The following is a 17,804-nucleotide window of genomic DNA, read 5'->3' on the forward strand; positions in this document are numbered from 1 at the left end:
CCCTATCCGCCGCGGTGCGACATTTTCGCCTCCTGCTCCGGCGAATTCCCGCAGCCCGACTCCCGTCTGGCTTGCGCCGCGCGCTCGACATAGGCCGCGCGGATCTTGTCGAGCGTTTTCTCGTCCAGTTCCTCGAGGTCGAGCAGCGCCGCGTTGGGCCCTTTCAGGGCGTAGATGAGCTCGTCGAGCTTGATCTGAATGGCCTCGGTATCCCGGTTCCGCGTGTTCTGGATCAGGAACACCATGAGGAAGGTAACGATCGTGGTGCCGGTATTGATCACCAGCTGCCAGGTGTCGCCGAAGCCGAACAGAGGACCGCTGGCCGCCCACACCACCACGATCAGTACGGCCGTGGCGAAGGTGGCCGGCTTGCCGGATGCCTTGGCCACCGACATCGCCATGCGGGTGAAAAAGCTCTGGTCCCTGCCTTTGCTGGCCATCGTCGTTCTCCTGGTTGCGGGGGGGAGCGTTCACTTCGCGCATGCGCGGAAGCGACCACAACATGCAGCGTCTTTCGTGCTGCGTGAAGCGTCGGCGAAGCCCTTACGGTTTGCTTAGGAGTATGGCGATGAACGAATGGTTTGAACTGTCGGAGCCCTGGTGGCATTTCGCCGTGCGCGGCGTTCTCACCTATCTCGGCCTGCTCATACTCATGCGGATGTCCGGAAAGCGAAGTTTCGGCGAAATGTCCGCCTTCGACCTGCTGGTGCTCGTGCTTGCCGGTGGCACCTTGCGCACCGCCATCATCGGTGACGACCACACCTACCTGGGCGCCTTCATCGGCGTAGCCAGCATCCTGCTTACGAACAAGGTGCTGGCATGGATCTGCGTGCGGTCGCCGCGATTCAACCGGATCGTGGAAGGCCTGCCTGCCATCCTCGTGCGCAACGGCAGGCGCGACATGGACGAACTACGCCGCCAGGCCGTGCCGGAAGCCGCCTTCAACCGGGCACTGCACGCGGCAGGCATGGAACACGAAGGTTCGGTGGTGATTGCGCGACTGGAGCCGAACGGGAAGATCACCTTTATCCGCAACGACGAAGAGCGGTCTTCGGCCGTAGGCTGACCGCACACATTCACGGCGCCCGCAGCGGCTGCGGCTTGTCCAGCGCGGCGATGAGCGCGCCATCGCGTTGGTAGACGTCCGGCTTGTAGGCCAGCTTGCCGTTCTCGCCGATGTCCACCGTCCAATAGGCGATGAGCACGGGGATGGCGGTGGGCAGGGTGACGTTCTGCGTCTTCTTGGTGGCAATGCGTTCGTCGATGGCCTGCCGGTTCCACTTCTGTGGGTCGTTGAAGAGCAGTTCCACCAGTTGCAACGGGTGCTCCACGCGGATGCAGCCGGAACTGGTATCGCGCCTGGCCTTCTCGAACAGTTCCTGGTGGGGCGTGTCGTGCAGGTACACCGAGTATGAGTTCGGAAAACGAATGACCACCTGGCCGAGCGAATTGCCGGGGCCTGCGTCCTGTCGCAGGGTGATGCCGCCCGGACGCGACCAATCCACACTCGACGGGCTGATGGCGTTGCCGCTGCGATCGAGCACGCGGATGCGATTGTTCGCCAGGTAGGAAGGATTCTTCCGGATCTTCGGCAGCACGTCGTTCTTCAGGATCGTGGGCGGGACCGTCCAGGTCGGGTTGAACGTGACGTAGGTGATCTGCGAACGGAAGATGGGTGTGCTGCGATAAGGCTTGCCCACCTGTACCCGGGACTTCCACACCGGCTGGCCGTCTCGGTAGAAGGTGATCTTGTAGCCGGCGACGTCGACGACCACGAAGGTGCCTTGCAACGAATGCAGCAGCCAGCGTGCTCGTTCGAGGTTGGCGCGCACTTGCCCGATGCGCGCCTCGATAGGTACGTTGAGAGCAGCCAACGTGTCGGCGCCCACGCTGCCGTCGGGCTCGAGGTATTGGTCGGCCTGGAAACGGCTCACGGCGTCCTTCAGCGGGTTGTCGTAGCGGTCGCCCTGGGCGAGGGTGGGATCGAGGTAGCCGCCGGCAACGAGCCGGGCACGCAGTGCCACCACTCGCGGATCGCTCATGCCGGGCTTCAGGGTGGGGCCTGCGGGCACGCCGGGCCAGCCGCCGTTCGCGGCGGTGGTGCGAAGCTGCGCCAGGGCCGAGCGAAGTTGCGCGTACAACGGATTCTGCGGCCGTGCCATGGCGAAGGCCTGGTCCACGCTGCGTTCCTCGACGGAGGTCTGCAACATGGACATGCCTTGCTGCGGATCGATGGCGGCGGGGTCGAAGTTCCAGGTGGGATCGAGTCTGTTCGGGTCGACCTTGCCACGCGCGAGCTGCACGAGCGCGGTGATGTAGGCGCTGGTGGCTGCGACCTCGAATTCGGCGCGCGCGGCGGCCGTCACGGCCGGCTCTTTCATGGCCTCGGCCATCGTACGCAATTCGGACAGACGGTAGTCCTCGGGCAGCAGACCGTCGCCTTCCGTCGACGCAAGCCCCGCCAGCAATTGGCGCACATTGTTGTCGTCCGCCCACGCCGCTGCGTAATGACGCTGCGCATAGAAGTCGGCAATGGCTTTCCCAAGCGCGGCGTCGGCGCGCGACAGCGGACCGCCGTTCAGCGGGGTCATCCGCTGCACGCGGGCGAAGATCGCCTGGGCCAGGGGATCGTCGTCGGCGGGTGGCTCGATCGCGACACTTGCCGCAGGCGCCGGTTCCTGCGCCACGATGGGAGGCGGAGAGGCCGCGGAGGCGGCCGGCGGGAGTTCCTGGCCGGCCGACAGGAGGGGCAGTGCGGCCATCCCCATAAAGACGATGACGCTCCACGACCTGATTTCCATAGCCATTGCCTATCGATTCCTTCTTTCCTGGGGCCTGATTATTCTCGTTTCACACATCTGAAGGGCGCCGATGTGACGGTCCTGTGGTCAATAAATGATCAGCACGTTAGGATGTGGGCTGATGCTTACACGGCTTGCCGCATGATTCGACCGCTCCGGACGCTCCTCGCATCGGCGCCTGTACTCGGCGCCCTGTTTTTCCTCCCGTTTTCCGCCCATGCCGCCGATTCGCTCGGCGACGCGCTGGCGCGCCTGGCACCGTCGGCCGATCCGCAGGTGATCGGGTTGGCGGTCAAGGCATCTGAATGTGCCCAGACACAAGGCGGGCAGCCAGCCGACCGGCTGGCCGTGATCGACTATTCGAAGCCGTCGTCGGAACCAAGGCTTTGGGTGTTCGATACCGTCAACCGAAAGCTCCTTTTCCAGGAACTGGTGGCGCACGGAAAGAACAGCGGGGACGCCAACTCGACGCAATTTTCGAATGCGCCCAACAGTCTGGCCTCCAGCCTCGGGCTCTTTCGCACGTCGGATACCTACACCGGGAAGAACGGGTACTCGCTGCGCATGCAAGGCCTGGAGCCCGGGGTGAACGACAAGGCAATGGCCCGCGCCATCGTGATCCATGGCGCGGCCTATGTGAACGAAGCGATGGCGAAGGTGGCGGGCCGCATCGGCCGCAGCTGGGGCTGCCCCGCAGTGCGCACGGCCATTGCGCACAAGCTGATCGATGCCCTGAAGGGTGGCCAGATGGTGTTTTCGTACTACCCGGACAAGCGCTGGCTGGCTTCGTCCCATTACCTGAAATGCCAGAACGGCCAGCTGGCCAAGGCGGAGGCAAACGTCGCCTCGCGCGCGGGCGGCTGATCGCACCGGTGCGCCGTCGCGCTAGAATTCCCGGAACCTCACCGTGGAATCCAGCATGAAACACGTTCTTGCGTTCGCCGCCTGCACCCTCCTTGCCGGTTGCGCCAGCAGTGGCCTCAAAGACAGTCTGCCCAAGCTCAGCAGCAAAACGGGCAAGAGCGTGACGGCCTATGTGCAGTGCGTGGAGCCCAAGTGGCAGGCCCTGGCGAAGAACGCCAAGGGCGACGCGAAGGACGACGAAGGCCGCGTGACGGCGAGCGACGACGGCAAGCACGAGCGCCTGGACGTGACCGCGAACGGTGCCGGGGCCCTGGTCGTCATGCACGAGATCCAGAAGACCAAGGGCGGCGAGTACGACAGCCGCTTCCGTGACGAGGCCATTTCCTGCCTCTGATCCCGGGGCGCTGGAGGTCCGCACACTTTTTTTCCCGCGCTTTCGCATTGCGTTGATCGCCCGGTTGCTTGCATCGGCTTCCCGATGGGCAACCGGAGCGTGTCATGAGCCACGACATCGACGAGGACTCCCGCATCGACGTGGAGTGCATGCGCGACAGCAGTGCGAACGGCGTGCCGAGGTACACCTGGGACTACCGGGTGTTTGCCCGGGACGGGACCACCATCATCGACGCCAGCGACAGCGGCGGCGTCTCCTACGATTCCGAAAAGATGGCCCGGTCCGAAGGCTGGCGGATGGCGCGGGAGTCCCTGGCCCGCCTGGAACGTTAATCCGCCTTGCGGGTTGCCGGCCGCGAGGAACGGGCCCGGTCGATCGCTTCGAGCAGTTGCGCCCGGTCGAAGGGTTTCTCGAGAAATACAGCCGACTTCGGGAAGGGCTCCAGGTCCTCCGGCATGCGGCTGGACACCACGACCATGGCCGTGGTGGGACGCTCGCGTAGCGCTGCTTGCAGCAGCATGCTGCCTCGGCGTTCTCCCGGCGTGTCGGCGTGGATCACCATAAGGGACAAATCCGGCAAAGCCTGAAACGCTCGCTTGGCGTCGCGATAGGTAACGGCGGCGTGCGCGGCATAGCCTTCGCCATCGAGAACCATGGCAATGGTGTCCGCGACCATATGTGCTCGGTCGAAGACCAGGGCGGGCGGACGGGAAGGCTTGGCGGTCATGGGCGGGTCTGCGCTGTCGGCGGGGCGGTTGGGGTAACGTATCGGCGGATAGCGTACGCTTTTCACTCGCTTTCGACATCCCGGAACGAATGCTTTTCCCGACCTCAAGGAGCTCCCCATGCGCCATCTACTCATCGCCGGTCTCGTGCTGCTGACCGGGTGCGCCACCCAGAACGAGCGCCACGTCGGTATCCACGATGTCCCTTCCAGCACGGTGTTCGGCCTGCAGGATCCCAGTGGCGGTGACGCCACGCTCAACATCGTGCGCGAACAGGGGCTGTGGGGCGCCGGCTGCTCGAGCGCCATCTATGTGGATGACAAGGTGGTGGCGGACATGGAGATCGGCCAGCAGCTGGTGCTGCACGTGCCCGCCGGTGCGCGGAAGCTCGGCATGATGCCGCACGGAGCATGCAGTGCCGACCGGGTGGATGTGGACGCCAGCGTGCAGCAGGGCGAAACGAAGAACTTTTCCATCCCCGCCAGCGGTTCGGGCCTGACGGCCGCCGCCGCCCCGAAAGCCTGATCCTTGTCATTTCATCGGCGACGGCGCAAGAATTCGCCGTCGCCACGAAGCCATTGCAGGGGGCCGTATCGTGCATCGGCGTACCGTTGGACAGTATTCGGTGGAAGTGCGCACCCTGAAAGCCCCGACCGGGCTCTGGAAGGCCGCCTATATCGTCGAGCCCGCTAGCCACGCCGGACCGCGGGACTTCGTGATGATCACCCTCCTGGAAAACTTCGACGACGAGCGAGCCGCGGTGGATGCCGCGATGGAGAAGGGCGTGCGCCACGCCGATTGGCTGCAGGATGCACGCCCCATCTGTCGCGATTGACGTGACCGGTCCGGCGACTTCGCCGTGACACGCCCGCGACAACCACGCACCTAGCTTCGTCACGACGAAGACCGAAGGGGTCTTCCCGACGGAGCGGACCTCTTGCAGCGCACGATCCTCTACGTACCTTTCAATGCATCGTCGCGGGGACAGTGGACCCTGCGGCGCAATGCCGACCTCGTCGGACAGTTTTCGACCCGCGACGAGGCGATGCGTCACGCGCTGACCCTTATCGCGGCCATCCGCCATCAGCCGGGGCACTCGGTGGAAATCAAGGTGGAAGACGAATCCGGCATCTGGCGTGTCGCCAATACCGACATGGCCGACGCGGACGCGGGGGCCACGTGATCCGGGGAGCCCGTAGGCACTCCGGCCGCCGTCGCAGCATCTGAGACGAGGCACGGGCATAACGGGCGTCCTTCCGCCGCCCGGGACGTCCATGGCCGCTTACCTCAAGGCCCTTCGCACCGACGAAGCCGATCCCGTGGTCGCGGCCCGGCACGACGGCCAGACCCTGGCGCATCGCCTTACCGACAAATACGGCGACCGCGTCTGTTCGGCTTTCACCGTGTTCGGGCGCGAGGGCGTTTACGCGCCGATGCCCGAGGACATGCCGGCCGGACTTTCCCGGGCGCTGGCCGCCCGTGGCATCGAGCGCCTCTACAGCCACCAGCAGGAGGCCTGGGAAGCCGCCCGTGCCGGGAAGCACGTGCTTGTGGCCACGCCCACCGCCTCCGGCAAAACGCTGTGCTACACCATGCCGGTGATCTCCTCGGTGCTGGAGGCCGGCGCCAAGGCACTCTATCTTTTCCCGACCAAGGCGCTGGCCCAGGACCAGGTGGCCGAGCTGCTCGACATCAACCGTGCGGGCGACCTCGGCGTAAAGGCTTTCACGTTCGACGGCGACACGCCCGGCGACGCGCGCCAGGCCATCCGGCTGCACGGCGACGTGGTGGTGAGCAATCCGGACATGCTGCATCAGGCCATCCTGCCGCACCACACGAAGTGGGCGCAGTTCTTCGAGAACCTGCGCTACGTGGTCATCGATGAGATCCATACCTACCGCGGCGTGTTCGGATCGCACCTGGCCAACGTGCTGCGCCGGCTGAAGCGCATCTGCGCCTTCTACGGCGTTCGTCCCCAGTTCGTGCTCTGCTCGGCCACCATCGGCAACGCCACGGAGCATGCCGAAGCGCTGATCGAGGACGACGTGGTGACCATCGGCAGCAGCGGCGCCCCTAGCGGCGACAAGCATGTGCTGCTCTGGAATCCGCCCGTCATCAATCCGGACCTCGGATTGCGTGCGTCCGCGCGATCACAGACCAGCCTTATCGCTCGCGTGGCGATCAAGGCGAAGATGAAAACCCTGGTGTTCGCGCAGTCGCGTCTGATGGTCGAGGTGTTGACGAAATACCTCAAGGACGTGTTCGACCACGACACGAGGAAACCGGCCCGCATCCGCGCATATCGTGGTGGCTACCTTCCCACCGAACGCCGCGAGGTGGAACGCGCCATGCGCGCGGGCGACGTGGATGGCATCGTGTCCACCTCCGCGCTTGAACTGGGCGTCGACATCGGCAGCCTCGACGCCGTGGTGCTCAACGGATACCCCGGCTCCATTGCAGCCACCTGGCAGCGATTCGGCCGGGCAGGGCGCCGGCAGCAGCCGTCGCTGGGCGTGCTGGTGGCGAGCAGCGCGCCGCTGGACCAATACCTGATGCGGCATCCGGCTTTCCTTACCGAGGCCAGCCCGGAACACGCGCGCATTCAGCCCGACCAGCCGCTGATTCTCCTCGACCACATCCGCTGTGCCGCGTTCGAGCTGCCATTCCTCGCGGGCGACCGGTTCGGGCCCGACGACGCGGGGGATTTTCTCCAGGTGCTTGCCGAAGCGGAAGTGCTGCATCGCGAGGGCGACCGCTGGGAATGGATCGCCGACAGCTATCCGGCAAATGCGGTCAGCCTGCGCTCGGTGGCCGACGGCAACTTCGTGGTGGTGGACCGTACCGAGGGCAGGCAGACGATCATTGCCGAAGTCGACTACTCGGCCGCCGCGCTCACCTTGTACGAGGGCGCCATCCACATGATCCAGTCGGTGCCGTACCAGGTCGAGAAACTCGACTGGGAGGGACGCAAGGCGTACTGCACGCGCACGCGTGTGGACTATTACACCGATGCCATCGATTACACGAAGCTCAAGGAACTGGAGTGCTTCGACGGCAGCAACTCGGGCAAGGGCAGCGCGCGGCACGGCGAGGTGCATGTCGTGCGGCGGGTATCCGGCTATAAGAAAATCCGCTACTACACGCACGAAAACATCGGCTATGGGCCGGTGAACCTGCCAGACCAGGAACTGCACACCACGGCCGTATGGTGGCAGTTGCCGCAAACGGTGCTGGACGAGGCGTTCCGCTCGCGCCAGCACGCCCTGGATGGTTTCCTCGGTGCCGCGTACGCCTTGCACACCGCGGCGGTGGTGGCGGTCATGGCCGAGCCGCGCGATCTGCAGAAGGCGGTAGGGTCTGGCGACGGAGGGTGGTCTGCCCAGGTGGATGCCACCGGCCGCGGCCAGTTGCGCGCACCCGACGGCGGCCTGGCCTTGCCCGATGCGCTGGAGCGTTTCCTGCCCACGGTCTATCTCTACGACAATTTCCCTGGCGGCGTAGGCCTGAGCGAACCGTTGTTCCAGCGTGCGCGGGAGTTGCTCGGTCATGCGCTGGCCACGGTGGAGGGCTGTGCGTGCAAGGCCGGCTGTCCCGGTTGCGTGGGCCCCGTGCTCGCGGCCGACGAGGGCCGGGAGGACACACCGCGCGCACTCGCGACGCGCGTGCTTCGCCTGCTGGGCGCTGTTGCCGCATGAGCAGCCTCGCATCCCGCCTGGCCATGCTCCGCAAGCAGGCCGGGTCCACGGCTCCGCAGGAATCGCCGCTGAAGCGGCTCCCACAGGTCGAGCAAGCCGGAGCAACCGTCACGCAGGCGTCGCTGCCGGGCCGCCTTGCACGGATGGGGAACGCGCTGGCTCGACCGCCGGGTGAAGGAACCGCGCTCTGTGTGGGAGCCGCTTCAGCGGCGATGGGTGCTCGCGATCTGGCCGCACTTCGCCGCATGGCTGGCGTGCGCGAGCGCCTGATCAAACCGCCCGCGCCGACTCGCCCGCATACCCGGGAGGTTCCCGGCGAAGAAATCTCGCCCGGTCTCCGCTACATCGAGCAACGCTTCGCCTGGAACGAGCCGCCGGCCGAGCTCGATCTCACGTTCGCGAGGCTGACGACCGCACGACGGGAACATGTCCTGCACTTCGATACCGAAACCACGGGCCTCGCCGGCGGCACCGGCACGCGCGCCTTCATGATTGGAGCGGCGGACTGGCACGAGGGGGCGCTACGCGTCCGCCAGCTCTACATCACCGCCATGGCCGCAGAGTCCGCGATGCTCCGCGCGTTCGCCGGGTGGATCCACGGCGACACCGTGCTGGTCAGTTACAACGGCAAGTCGTACGACGCGCCGCTGCTGGCCACGCGGTATCGGCTGGCTCGCATGGCAAATCCCCTTTTGGGGCTGACGCACGTCGATCTGCTGCATCCCATGCGGCGTCGCTATCGGCAGGTTTGGGAGAACTGCAAGATGCAGACGGCGGAGCGTCGCTTGCTGCGCATCGTGCGCGAGGACGACTTGCCCGGTTCGGAGGCGCCGCGCGCGTGGCTCACTTATTTGCGCGGCGGATCGTCTGCCGATCTGGTGCGGGTGGCGGAGCACAACCTGCAGGACGTTCGCAGTCTCAGCGGTCTGCTGGTCGCGGCGCACGGATGGGGCGTTCAGGGCGTTTCGCCGGACTGTGACGAAAATTAGACGCACCTCCGCGCACGCTGCCAAGCCTGACCGTACGGAGCGAGAGCATGAACGAAGCGACGAAACCGTGCGACCACGCGGGCTGCAATTGCCAGGTTCCCGTGTCTCGCGACTTCTGCAGCGAAAGCTGCCGCATGGCGACGGAAAGCCAGAACGTGGGCGGTGCCTGCGAATGCGGCCACGCGGCCTGCCAGCAACGCTCGTAAGCGACCGGAGATAATCTCGTGACGAACGACGACAAACAGCAGACTCCGGGCTACCGGGAAGACAATCCGAAGCCCTCTCACGGCAAGCCGAAGGTTCCCGGCGAGGGCCACCCGCAGGAGTCCCAGAACATGCCGAACGAAAAACCCGGGAAGCAGAACTCGCCGTAATCCGCCCCGTACGGGCGGCCGAAGCCGCCCGCGAGGTCCGTCGTCAGGCCGCCTTGCGCAGCAGGCCGCCGATACCGGCCATGGCGCCGCCGATGGCGTTGGTCTTGTGGTCGTCGCCCATCGCCAAGCCCTCGGCCCGAACGAACTCGATGTCCGTTACGCCCAGGAAGCCGAACAAGGCGCGGAGGTACGGTTCCTGGAAGTCCATGGCCGCGGCAGGCGTGCCCGGCGCATAGATGCCGCCGCGCGAAGAGGCAACGATCACCCGCTTGCCGCCGGCCAGACCCTCGGGGCCCGCGGAGGTGTAGCGGAACGTCTTGCCGGCCACGGCAATGCGGTCGATCCAGGCCTTCAGCGTGCTGGAAATACCGAAGTTGTACATCGGGGCGCCAATCACGACGACGTCCGCGTCCAGGAACTCCTCAAGCGCCTTGGCGCCTTCGGCGGCATTCGGGTCGTCGTCGCCCGCCGGCAGAGCCCACGGCGCCAGCGGCGCGGCGTGCAGGTCGCGGTACGTGACCTCAATGCCCGGGTGGTTGCGCACGAACTCGGCAACTACCGCGGCGGTCAGGCCGCGCGACACGGAGTGGGCACCCAGGGCGCTGGCGTCGATATGCAGGAGTTTCATGGCGTGGTTCCCTCGAAGATGACCGCCGAAGCGGGATGGGAAAACGATACGCCGCAGACAATGCCTTGATTAGCCCGCTTGGAGTAGACTGATTGTTTCGCAGACGAAACGACGGGAACCCCTGATGGACGGCGCCCTGCAGGACCTGAACGATCTGTACTTCTTCGCCTCGGTGGTCGAACACGGCGGGTTTTCCGCGGCCGGCCGTGCGCTGGGCATCCCGAAATCCCGCCTCAGCAAGCGCATCGCCCAGCTGGAGGACCGGCTGGGGGTGCGCCTGCTGCAAAGGACGACCCGGCGCTTCGTGGTCACCGAAATCGGCGAGCGGTTCTACCAGCATTGCCGCGCGGTGCTGGAGGAAGCCCAGGCGGCGCAGGACGCGGTGGACGAGTTGAGGACGGAGCCACGCGGCGTCATCCGTGTGAGCTGTCCCATATCGCTGGCGCAGAACGTGCTCGGTCCGATGCTGCCCGCCTTCATGCTGGAGCACCCGAAGGTGCAGGTGCGCCTTACCGCCACGAATCGCAGGGTGGACCTCATTGGCGAGGGCTACGACATCGCCATCCGGGTGCGCGAGAAGCTCGATACCGATGCCACCCTGGTGCTTCGCAGTATCGGCTTCGCGCGCAGCCTGCTCGTGGCGAGCCCGAAGTTCCTCGACTCCAACGGACGCCCGAAGACGCTCGAGGAACTTGCGAAGCTCCCGGCGCTGTCGATGTACGAGCACGAAGGTGCCCAGGTATGGGAACTGGTCGATGCGAGTGGAAAGAAGGCCGCCGTGGAAGTCACGCCGCGCCTGGTCAGCGGCGACTTCTCCGTGCTGATTGCCGCCGCCGTGCAATGTTGCGGCGTGGCCTTGCTGCCCGAAGATTTTTGCGGCCCCCTCATCGCGAACGGCGGCCTCGAATGGGTGCTGCCCGAATACACCACCGCCCAGGGTACGCTGCACTTCGTTTATCCGAGCCGGCGCGGCCTGCTGCCCGCCGTGCGCAGTTTCGTCGACTTCCTTGCCGAGAGGTTGCCCAAGGCCCAGGCGGAGTTCCACAAGGACTGCGAAAAGGTCGCGGCGAACCCCGAGCAGGCCGGGGCGATCCACCTGGCGCGCATGGTAGGATCGGAACATTCGACGGCGTTTGGCCGTCCAAACGAATAAGGGCGTTCGATGCAGCTCGAAACCAAGCTTCCCAAGGTCGGCACCACGATCTTCAGCGTCATGAGCCAGCTTGCGCTGGAGCACAAGGCAGTGAACCTGGGCCAGGGCTTCCCCGATTTCGAACCGCCGGAGGCCCTGCGCGACGCGATCACGCGCGCCATGGCCGAGGGCAAGAACCAGTACGCTCCCGGCGTCGGCATCCCCAGGCTGCGCGAGCAGATCGCCCTGAAGACGGAGCGCCTGTACGGCCACCGCGTCAGTCCGGACACCGAGGTGACGGTAACCTCCGGAGCTACCGAGGCCCTGTTCTCCGCCATTGCCGCCGTCGTGCGTGCGGGCGACGAGGTGATCGTCTTCGATCCGTGCTACGACAGCTACGAGCCGGCCATCGAATTGCAGGGCGCCACGGCGGTGCACCTGCCGCTGACGCTTCCGGCATTCGCCATCGACTGGCAGCGCGTACGCGAGGCCATTACCCCGCGCACGCGGATGATCCTCATCAATTCTCCGCATAATCCGTCCGGTGCCGTGCTCTCTCGCGCCGACCTCGACGAACTGGCGGCGATCGTGCGCAACACACCCATCGTGGTGCTGTCCGACGAGGTCTACGAACACATCGTGTTCGACGGACAGGAACACCAGAGCGTGCTCCGGCACGAGGAACTGGCCGCGCGCAGCATCGTGGTGTCCTCGTTCGGCAAGACCTACCACTGTACTGGCTGGAAGGTGGGTTACGCCGTGGCGCCCAAAGCGCTGACCGCGGAATTCCGCAAGGTGCACCAATACCTTACCTTCTGCACGTTCAATCCTGCGCAGTGGGCGTTCGCGGAATTCCTCGAATCCTCGCCGCAGCATTACCTCGACCTGCCGGCGTTCTACCAGGCCAAGCGAGACCGTTTCCGCGCCCTCATCGCGCCGTCGCGCCTGAAGCTGCTGGACGTGCCGGGCGGGTACTTCCAGCTTGTGGATTACAGCGCCGTTCGCGACGTCGACGATATCAATTTCAGCGAGTGGCTCGTCCGGGAGGGCGGCGTGGCCGTCATTCCGCTCAGCCCGTTCTACGAAAGCGCGCCGGACACGCGGCTGGTTCGCCTGTGCTTCGCCAAGAACGACGCCACCATGGAAGCCGCTGCGGAGCTCCTGTGCAAACTCTGACCGTTTCCCTGATCCAGGGTGCCACGCGCTGGCACGACGCGCCCGGCAATCGCGACTATTACGGCCGGCTGGTTCGCGGCGCGGCCCCCAGCGACCTCATCGTGCTGCCGGAAACCTTCCTGTCCGGGTTCACCAACGACACGCTGGCGAATGCCGAGTCGATGGACGGCCCGAGCGTGGCATGGATGCGTGCACTCGCGGACGAAGTGAATGCGACGATCACCGGCAGCCTGGTGATCCGCGACGGCGACACCGTGTACAACCGCCTGATCTGGGCCGCGCCGAACGGCGAAATGGCCTGGTACGACAAGCGCCACCTGTTTCGCATGGCAGGGGAGCACACCCGCTACGGCGGCGGCAACGAACGGCTGGTCGTGGAACTGAAAGGTTGGCGCATCCTGCCGCAGGTCTGCTACGACCTCCGCTTCCCGGTCTGGCTGCGGAACGGACGAAACGAAGACTCGGCCGGCGGCATGGATTACGACCTCGCGCTGTTCGTGGCGAACTGGCCGGCGCCGCGGCGTCAGCCCTGGCGCACGTTGCTGCGCGCACGTGCGATCGAGAACCTGGCTTACGTCATCGGCGTGAACCGCGTGGGCGTGGACGGCAACGATCTGCCCTATGCGGGCGACAGCGCGGTGATCGATCCGGTGGGCGAGCCCCTGGTCGAACTCGGCACGCAGGAGCAGGTGGTCACCATCGTGCTCGACCCCGCACCGCTGAAGGCGCACCGCGAACGTTTCCCGGCCTGGATGGATGCCGACCGGTTTTCGCTCGATATCAGCGTTTGACGAAATCCGAAGTCGGTATGGGGTTCGCTTCGTAGGGTGGGCTCGCCTTGCGGCCTCGCATCGGCGCCAGTGCCGTTTCTTGGGAGCCAGTACCCGTTCCCCTCGCCGCGAAGACTTACGTCGTTCCTTGCGAAAGGAGAGCCGCTGCGCGGCTCAATGTCTGATGGCTTCGCCGCGGCGGACCCGGGCGCCCGGGCGGGGGTCTTCGACTCGGCTTCCTGCCTCGGCGAAGACGGCCGGCCGTCCAGGCCGGCCCCCTTCGGGCCTCTTCCGCCCGGCCACCCTCGACTCCAGACATCGCGGCGAGGGGAACGGGTACTGGCAGCGGACGGCGCGGGTTGGTGTTCGGAGAGCCGAAGCAGGAGCCGATGGTTGCTCCCGCATCTTGCCGACGGAGGCGCTGGGTGCCTGCCTTCGCAGGCACGACGGTAGGTGGGGCGCTGCGAGACTGTCGCATCGCGCTCTGGTGGGGGCCGCTTCGCTTTGTGTGGGAGCCGCTTCAGCGGCGATGGTTGCTCGCGGCAAGCTTGCCCGCTGCCGCGGGATCGCCGGCATAGCCGGCTCCCACAGAGAGCATTGGGCAATTGTATTTTCTTGGGAACCGAGGCCAGGGCTCCTCGCCGCCATGGCGGCTCCTACAGCAACCCCGCGAATCCCAGTACCTCACCCTTCCCAACCGTCGTACCTGCCCAACCGTCGTGCCTGCGAAGGCAGGCACCCAGCGACTCAACCGTGGAAGGTCGCCACAAACCGAACAAACGACGCCGCGCCACGCACTACACAACACCCCACCGCACCGTCCGATGCCGGCAGCCGTCGCCCTCGCCGCGATGTCTGGAGCCGAGGGCGGCTGGGTGGAAAAGGCCCGAAGGGGGCGGGCCAGGACGGCCCGCCGTTTCCGCCGAGGCAGGAGGCCGAGTCGGAAACCCCCGCCCGGACGCCCGGGTCCGCCGCGGCGTCAGCCATAAGACACTAGCCGCGTAGCGGCTCTCCTTTCGCAAGGAACGACGCAAGTCTTCGCGGCGAGGGCGACGACGGCTGCCGGTTTCCAGGCAACGGCACAGGCGCCGATGCGAGGCCGAAGGCGAGCCCACCCTACGAAGCGAAAACCAACAGCACCAAGTAGCGAAGCCGCAGTCCCCCGGAAATGCGCGAAGACCTTTTTTTGGGGCCGATTCAGCGACGAGCGGTAAGTTTGGCTGCCTGAAACGGTACCGCCGGTCCGATGCCGGCACCTTTTCGCCAGGCTTCCAGCTTCTCCTGGATCCCTGAGCCGATGTCGATCTGCGGCTCCGAGGGCTCGACGGCGTCGCGTTTCTCCCAGGTCGCAATCTCTGTCCGTGCCTTGCCGAAAGCCTCGATGAAATCGGGCGTGTCATTCAGGCCGTCGGCGAGCCAGGCGCGACCGAAATAGGTGATGTCCGATTCCGCGCCGCAGCCGAAGGAAGTGCGATCCTTCCGCGCCGATGTCAGCACGAGCGTGCCCGCACCGCGGATCTTCGGAACGAATCCGCCGGAATAGCAGGCGTTGATCACCACCACTTTCCAACGAAACGGCCGCTTGGAGAGGATATCCGCCAGACCGTCGGGATCGAGTTGGTCGAGCGGGATGGGATCCATGTCGACGAGCAATGAGTGGTCGCTGCCGCCGTGCGTGGCCACGTAGAGCAGGAGCATGTCCTGGTTAGGGTCCATCACCTTGGCGAGGCCGTCGAGGGCGGCTTCGAGGTTCGTCCAGCTTGCCAGCGGACGGGTGGCCAGCGTGGCCGGATTGTTTTCCAGCACGATCGTGTGCCCGGGGCTGCCGAACCGCTTCGTCATCAGCGTATCGACGTACTCGGCCTCGTTGCGGAATACATCTTCGGAACCGTCGCCGCCGAAGGCGATGGCATACAGGTTCGTTTTTCCCGGCGTACGCGGCGCAAGCGCGCCAAGCGCTCGACGGAGCGCATCCGGTTGCGCGGTGAATATCTGCTCCGGCGTGGGCGCATCGTCGGGCCAGCTGTCGGCAAGGGCCGTGTCGTCGGCTTCTTCCTCAGCGGCTGCGGGGCTGGCCATCGACGTGGCCGGCGCCGGTGCATTGGATGGCATGGCGGTGGCCGTTCCCGTCACCGTGCTTGCCGGAGCCGGGCCAATGTCGAGATGCAGAACGCCTGCCGTCAGCGCGACGCCCGCAGCGAAGGCGACGACGGCGGTCAGCGCGATCCGGCGCCTGGATTCAGAGGGCGATGGCATCGAAATCGGCGACTGAGGGATGGCCGTTGTCGCTCAGGACCTGGGGAGGACGGATGAGCTGGGTGGTACGCATGCCGGCTTCGCGGGCGGCGTCGAGTTCCTCGCGGATGTCCGACAGGAAGAGGATCTGCCCAGGCGGCAGGCCTATGGCCTCGGCGATCCGCCGATAGGATTCCACCTCTCGCTTGTGACCGGTTTGCGTGTCGAAATAGCCGGAGAAGAGCGGCGTGAGATCGCCACTCTCGCTATAGCCGAACAGCAGCTTCTGCGCCGGAACGGAGCCGGACGAATAAACGTAAAGCTTCAGGCCGCGGTCGTGCCAGGTCTCGAGGCGTCCGGCGACCTCCGGGTACATGTGCGACACATAGGCGCCCGACTCGTATCCCTCGCGCCAGATCATGCCTTGCAAGGCCTTGAGCGCGGTGGATTTGCGGTCCTCGTCGATCCAGCGGATCAGCATGTCGATGATCTCGCCGCGACTGGCCTCGACGATGCCGGCTTCCTTCGCCGCCTCGTGCAACCAGTGATGCACCTCCGGATCGTCGGTGTGTGTCTCCACGAACGCGGGCAGGTGCTGGCGCGCATAAGGGAAGAGCACGTCCTTCACGAAGTCGATCGAGCTGGTGGTGCCCTCGATGTCGGTGAGGATGGCGCGAATATCGGACATGCGTCAAAGCCTGCGGAACGGGTAGCCCCGCAGGATAAACGACGGGGCCGGCTTACGAAACCGTGGACGCCGAAGCGTGCGGGCTCATGCGCGGGAAGCGCTCGGCAATGTCTTCGCCCGTGAAATTGGCCACCCAGCCTTCCACGTTGGTGAACAGGCGGATGGCGACGAAGTAGGGCGATTCGCTCATGTCGAACCAGTGCGGCGTGCCGTCAGGCACGCCGATGAGGTCGCCGCGTTCGCACAGCACCTCGTAGACCTTGCCACCGATGTGCAGCGTGAACTGGCCGGCACCGGCAACGAAGAAACGGACCTCGTCCTCGCTGTGCGTGTGCTCGTTCAGGAACTTCTGGCGGAACGCGGCGCGATCGGGGTGATCGGGCTTGAGGCTGATGACGTCCACGGCCTGGTAGCCGTTCTCGCGCATCAGCCGGTCGATATCGGAGCGATAGGCGGCGATGACTTCTTCCTGGCTGGCACCGGGGGCGATCGGCTGGTTCGCCTGCCACTGCTCGAAACGGACGCCCACCGCCTGCAGTTCGGCGGCGATGGCGGCGTGGTCCTCATAGACCGCGAGGGGGGCGTCGTGGCGGTTGTCTTCGTAGATGCGCAGACGGCTCATGGGGCCAGCCTCCTAAGGTCGAGTTCGCAGCCCAGCAGGAATTCCAGCGCCTCGAGGTGACGGCGCGTTTCGGCCATGTCGCGGCCCCAGGTGTAGATACCGTGGCCGTCGATCAGGTAAGCGTAAAGCGGCTTGCCCGAGTCGATCCAGGCATCTACCCGGGCTTCCAGCTCGGGCATCTGCTGGGTGTTGGGGAAAACGGGGATGTCGAGCACGCTCTCGTGCGTGGTGTAGCCGGCGATGGCCTTTTGCAACTCCCAGCCCTCCAGCCGTACGCGTCCTTCGGACGCGAACAACCGGGAGGCCACGCTCTGCGTGCGCGAATGGGTGTGCAGCACCACGTTGGCTTCAGGAAAGCGGCGGTACACCTGGGTGTGCAAACCGGTTTCAGCCGAGGGGCGATGGTCGGAGCCGACGGCCTTGCCCGCCATGTCGACCACCATGATGTCGTCGCGCCCAAGCCGGCCCTTGTCGCGGCCGGAAATGGTGATCGCGGCAAGATCGTCGTCGATCCGCATCGAAAAATTACTGCTGGTGGCGGGCGTCCAACCGAAGGCGGCCAGCTCGCGCGCGGCTTCGGCGATGGCGTCGGCGCGCTCGGCGAGCAGGGCGGACGCGACGGGCGGGGGAGTCTTCGACATGGTGATTTGGACGTCCAAACAGGCTCCAACTATAGCATGCGGGCCACAGGCGGCTTTCCGGGAATGCGAA

At 65.7% G+C, this 17,804-nt stretch carries 22 protein-coding genes; 14 read left to right on the forward strand and 8 right to left on the reverse strand.

What is annotated here, in order from left to right; translation table 11 throughout:
- Positions 1 to 2: 2 nt before the first annotated feature.
- A complete protein-coding gene (locus FHS47_RS05930; protein ID WP_167024260.1) occupies positions 3 to 440 on the reverse strand; it encodes a low affinity iron permease family protein in 438 nt (145 codons plus the stop codon).
- 128 nt (positions 441 to 568) lie between these two features.
- Here FHS47_RS05930 and FHS47_RS05935 point away from each other — a divergent pair, with 128 nt between their 5' ends.
- The gene (locus tag FHS47_RS05935; protein ID WP_167024263.1) at positions 569 to 1,066 is read left to right on the forward strand and encodes a YetF domain-containing protein; all 498 of its coding nucleotides are present in this window, start codon (positions 569 to 571) and stop codon (positions 1,064 to 1,066) included.
- A 10-nt stretch (positions 1,067 to 1,076) separates the two neighbouring features.
- On the opposite strand, the gene FHS47_RS05940 is transcribed toward FHS47_RS05935, so the two are convergent.
- Positions 1,077 to 2,807 carry a L,D-transpeptidase family protein gene (locus FHS47_RS05940; protein ID WP_167024266.1) on the reverse strand — a complete coding sequence of 577 codons (1,731 nt, stop codon included), beginning with the start codon at positions 2,805 to 2,807 and terminating at the stop codon, positions 1,077 to 1,079.
- Between the two features lie 135 nt (positions 2,808 to 2,942).
- Here FHS47_RS05940 and FHS47_RS05945 point away from each other — a divergent pair, with 135 nt between their 5' ends.
- The 3 genes from FHS47_RS05945 to FHS47_RS05955 all read left to right on the forward strand — a co-directional run bounded on the left by FHS47_RS05945 (position 2,943) and on the right by FHS47_RS05955 (position 4,391).
- Positions 2,943 to 3,665: a murein L,D-transpeptidase catalytic domain family protein gene (locus FHS47_RS05945; protein WP_167024268.1), complete on the forward strand. Its 723-nt coding sequence runs from the start codon at positions 2,943 to 2,945 to the stop codon at positions 3,663 to 3,665.
- Between the two features lie 55 nt (positions 3,666 to 3,720).
- Positions 3,721 to 4,059 carry a hypothetical protein gene (locus FHS47_RS05950; protein WP_167024270.1) on the forward strand — a complete coding sequence of 113 codons (339 nt, stop codon included), beginning with the start codon at positions 3,721 to 3,723 and terminating at the stop codon, positions 4,057 to 4,059.
- A 104-nt stretch (positions 4,060 to 4,163) separates the two neighbouring features.
- On the forward strand, positions 4,164 to 4,391 hold the full coding sequence (locus tag FHS47_RS05955) for a hypothetical protein (protein ID WP_167024273.1): 228 nt from the start codon (positions 4,164 to 4,166) through the stop codon (positions 4,389 to 4,391).
- On the opposite strand, the gene FHS47_RS05960 is transcribed toward FHS47_RS05955, so the two are convergent.
- A complete protein-coding gene (locus tag FHS47_RS05960; protein WP_167024276.1) occupies positions 4,388 to 4,786 on the reverse strand; it encodes a hypothetical protein in 399 nt (132 codons plus the stop codon). The genes FHS47_RS05955 and FHS47_RS05960 overlap by 4 nt on opposite strands.
- Before the next feature lie 118 nt (positions 4,787 to 4,904).
- Here FHS47_RS05960 and FHS47_RS05965 point away from each other — a divergent pair, with 118 nt between their 5' ends.
- The 7 genes from FHS47_RS05965 (at position 4,905) to FHS47_RS05995 (ending at position 9,842) form a co-directional block, all read left to right on the forward strand.
- On the forward strand, positions 4,905 to 5,309 hold the full coding sequence (locus FHS47_RS05965; protein WP_167024279.1) for a hypothetical protein: 405 nt from the start codon (positions 4,905 to 4,907) through the stop codon (positions 5,307 to 5,309).
- Between the two features lie 70 nt (positions 5,310 to 5,379).
- A complete protein-coding gene (locus FHS47_RS05970) occupies positions 5,380 to 5,619 on the forward strand; it encodes a hypothetical protein (RefSeq protein ID WP_167024282.1) in 240 nt (79 codons plus the stop codon).
- 102 nt (positions 5,620 to 5,721) lie between these two features.
- Positions 5,722 to 5,967, forward strand: coding sequence for a hypothetical protein (locus tag FHS47_RS05975; protein ID WP_167024285.1), 246 nt, complete (start codon positions 5,722 to 5,724; stop codon positions 5,965 to 5,967).
- A 91-nt stretch (positions 5,968 to 6,058) separates the two neighbouring features.
- Positions 6,059 to 8,479, forward strand: a complete 2,421-nt coding sequence (locus FHS47_RS05980) for a DEAD/DEAH box helicase (RefSeq protein WP_167024287.1) — start codon at positions 6,059 to 6,061, stop codon at positions 8,477 to 8,479.
- Positions 8,476 to 9,468 (forward strand): ribonuclease H-like domain-containing protein, encoded by a 993-nt coding sequence (locus tag FHS47_RS05985; RefSeq protein WP_167024290.1) that lies wholly within the window; start codon positions 8,476 to 8,478, stop codon positions 9,466 to 9,468. The genes FHS47_RS05980 and FHS47_RS05985 overlap by 4 nt, the downstream gene beginning before the upstream one ends.
- A 47-nt stretch (positions 9,469 to 9,515) precedes the next feature.
- On the forward strand, positions 9,516 to 9,674 hold the full coding sequence (locus FHS47_RS05990; protein WP_167024293.1) for a hypothetical protein: 159 nt from the start codon (positions 9,516 to 9,518) through the stop codon (positions 9,672 to 9,674).
- Between the two features lie 18 nt (positions 9,675 to 9,692).
- The gene (locus tag FHS47_RS05995; protein WP_167024296.1) at positions 9,693 to 9,842 is read left to right on the forward strand and encodes a hypothetical protein; all 150 of its coding nucleotides are present in this window, start codon (positions 9,693 to 9,695) and stop codon (positions 9,840 to 9,842) included.
- A 43-nt stretch (positions 9,843 to 9,885) separates the two neighbouring features.
- On the opposite strand, the gene FHS47_RS06000 is transcribed toward FHS47_RS05995, so the two are convergent.
- A complete protein-coding gene (locus FHS47_RS06000; RefSeq protein ID WP_167024299.1) occupies positions 9,886 to 10,470 on the reverse strand; it encodes an NAD(P)H-dependent oxidoreductase in 585 nt (194 codons plus the stop codon).
- Between the two features lie 124 nt (positions 10,471 to 10,594).
- On the opposite strand from FHS47_RS06000, the gene FHS47_RS06005 reads away from it, so the two are divergent.
- Genes FHS47_RS06005 through FHS47_RS06015 form a run of 3 tightly spaced genes read left to right on the forward strand, consistent with a single transcriptional unit; the run spans position 10,595 to position 13,569 of the window.
- The gene (locus tag FHS47_RS06005) at positions 10,595 to 11,623 is read left to right on the forward strand and encodes a LysR substrate-binding domain-containing protein (protein ID WP_167024302.1); all 1,029 of its coding nucleotides are present in this window, start codon (positions 10,595 to 10,597) and stop codon (positions 11,621 to 11,623) included.
- A 9-nt stretch (positions 11,624 to 11,632) separates the two neighbouring features.
- Positions 11,633 to 12,778: a pyridoxal phosphate-dependent aminotransferase gene (locus tag FHS47_RS06010; protein WP_167024305.1), complete on the forward strand. Its 1,146-nt coding sequence runs from the start codon at positions 11,633 to 11,635 to the stop codon at positions 12,776 to 12,778.
- Positions 12,766 to 13,569: an amidohydrolase gene (locus FHS47_RS06015; RefSeq protein WP_167024307.1), complete on the forward strand. Its 804-nt coding sequence runs from the start codon at positions 12,766 to 12,768 to the stop codon at positions 13,567 to 13,569. The genes FHS47_RS06010 and FHS47_RS06015 overlap by 13 nt, the downstream gene beginning before the upstream one ends.
- Before the next feature lie 1,176 nt (positions 13,570 to 14,745).
- Here FHS47_RS06015 and FHS47_RS06020 read toward each other — a convergent pair.
- The 4 genes from FHS47_RS06020 to FHS47_RS06035 are packed head-to-tail and all read right to left on the reverse strand — an operon-like array spanning position 14,746 to position 17,734.
- Positions 14,746 to 15,804 (reverse strand): C13 family peptidase, encoded by a 1,059-nt coding sequence (locus tag FHS47_RS06020; RefSeq protein ID WP_167024310.1) that lies wholly within the window; start codon positions 15,802 to 15,804, stop codon positions 14,746 to 14,748.
- On the reverse strand, positions 15,788 to 16,471 hold the full coding sequence (gene mtnC / locus FHS47_RS06025; RefSeq protein WP_167024313.1) for an acireductone synthase: 684 nt from the start codon (positions 16,469 to 16,471) through the stop codon (positions 15,788 to 15,790). Before mtnC ends, FHS47_RS06020 begins: the two co-directional genes overlap by 17 nt.
- A 52-nt stretch (positions 16,472 to 16,523) precedes the next feature.
- Complete coding sequence (locus tag FHS47_RS06030; protein ID WP_167024316.1) at positions 16,524 to 17,093, reverse strand: acireductone dioxygenase; 570 nt, start codon at positions 17,091 to 17,093, stop codon at positions 16,524 to 16,526.
- Positions 17,090 to 17,734 (reverse strand): methylthioribulose 1-phosphate dehydratase, encoded by a 645-nt coding sequence (locus tag FHS47_RS06035; protein WP_167024319.1) that lies wholly within the window; start codon positions 17,732 to 17,734, stop codon positions 17,090 to 17,092. Before FHS47_RS06035 ends, FHS47_RS06030 begins: the two co-directional genes overlap by 4 nt.
- Positions 17,735 to 17,804: the final 70 nt, after the last annotated feature.

Origin of the sequence: Luteibacter sp. SG786 (genome assembly GCF_011759605.1) — a bacterium.
Taxonomy (GTDB): Bacteria; Pseudomonadota; Gammaproteobacteria; order Xanthomonadales; family Rhodanobacteraceae; genus Luteibacter.

What these genes read in the sequence shown, in the direction of transcription:
- FHS47_RS05930 (WP_167024260.1), bottom strand. Translation starts at nt 440, where the DNA reads ATGGCCAGCAAAGGCAGGGACCAGAGCTTTTTCACCCGCATGGCGATG.
- FHS47_RS05935 (WP_167024263.1), top strand. Translation starts at nt 569, where the DNA reads ATGAACGAATGGTTTGAACTGTCGGAGCCCTGGTGGCATTTCGCCGTG.
- FHS47_RS05940 (WP_167024266.1), bottom strand. Translation starts at nt 2,807, where the DNA reads ATGGCTATGGAAATCAGGTCGTGGAGCGTCATCGTCTTTATGGGGATG.
- FHS47_RS05945 (WP_167024268.1), top strand. Translation starts at nt 2,943, where the DNA reads ATGATTCGACCGCTCCGGACGCTCCTCGCATCGGCGCCTGTACTCGGC.
- FHS47_RS05950 (WP_167024270.1), top strand. Translation starts at nt 3,721, where the DNA reads ATGAAACACGTTCTTGCGTTCGCCGCCTGCACCCTCCTTGCCGGTTGC.
- FHS47_RS05955 (WP_167024273.1), top strand. Translation starts at nt 4,164, where the DNA reads ATGAGCCACGACATCGACGAGGACTCCCGCATCGACGTGGAGTGCATG.
- FHS47_RS05960 (WP_167024276.1), bottom strand. Translation starts at nt 4,786, where the DNA reads ATGACCGCCAAGCCTTCCCGTCCGCCCGCCCTGGTCTTCGACCGAGCA.
- FHS47_RS05965 (WP_167024279.1), top strand. Translation starts at nt 4,905, where the DNA reads ATGCGCCATCTACTCATCGCCGGTCTCGTGCTGCTGACCGGGTGCGCC.
- FHS47_RS05980 (WP_167024287.1), top strand. Translation starts at nt 6,059, where the DNA reads ATGGCCGCTTACCTCAAGGCCCTTCGCACCGACGAAGCCGATCCCGTG.
- FHS47_RS05985 (WP_167024290.1), top strand. Translation starts at nt 8,476, where the DNA reads ATGAGCAGCCTCGCATCCCGCCTGGCCATGCTCCGCAAGCAGGCCGGG.
- FHS47_RS05990 (WP_167024293.1), top strand. Translation starts at nt 9,516, where the DNA reads ATGAACGAAGCGACGAAACCGTGCGACCACGCGGGCTGCAATTGCCAG.
- FHS47_RS06000 (WP_167024299.1), bottom strand. Translation starts at nt 10,470, where the DNA reads ATGAAACTCCTGCATATCGACGCCAGCGCCCTGGGTGCCCACTCCGTG.
- FHS47_RS06005 (WP_167024302.1), top strand. Translation starts at nt 10,595, where the DNA reads ATGGACGGCGCCCTGCAGGACCTGAACGATCTGTACTTCTTCGCCTCG.
- FHS47_RS06010 (WP_167024305.1), top strand. Translation starts at nt 11,633, where the DNA reads ATGCAGCTCGAAACCAAGCTTCCCAAGGTCGGCACCACGATCTTCAGC.
- FHS47_RS06020 (WP_167024310.1), bottom strand. Translation starts at nt 15,804, where the DNA reads ATGCCATCGCCCTCTGAATCCAGGCGCCGGATCGCGCTGACCGCCGTC.
- mtnC (WP_167024313.1), bottom strand. Translation starts at nt 16,471, where the DNA reads ATGTCCGATATTCGCGCCATCCTCACCGACATCGAGGGCACCACCAGC.
- FHS47_RS06030 (WP_167024316.1), bottom strand. Translation starts at nt 17,093, where the DNA reads ATGAGCCGTCTGCGCATCTACGAAGACAACCGCCACGACGCCCCCCTC.
- FHS47_RS06035 (WP_167024319.1), bottom strand. Translation starts at nt 17,734, where the DNA reads ATGTCGAAGACTCCCCCGCCCGTCGCGTCCGCCCTGCTCGCCGAGCGC.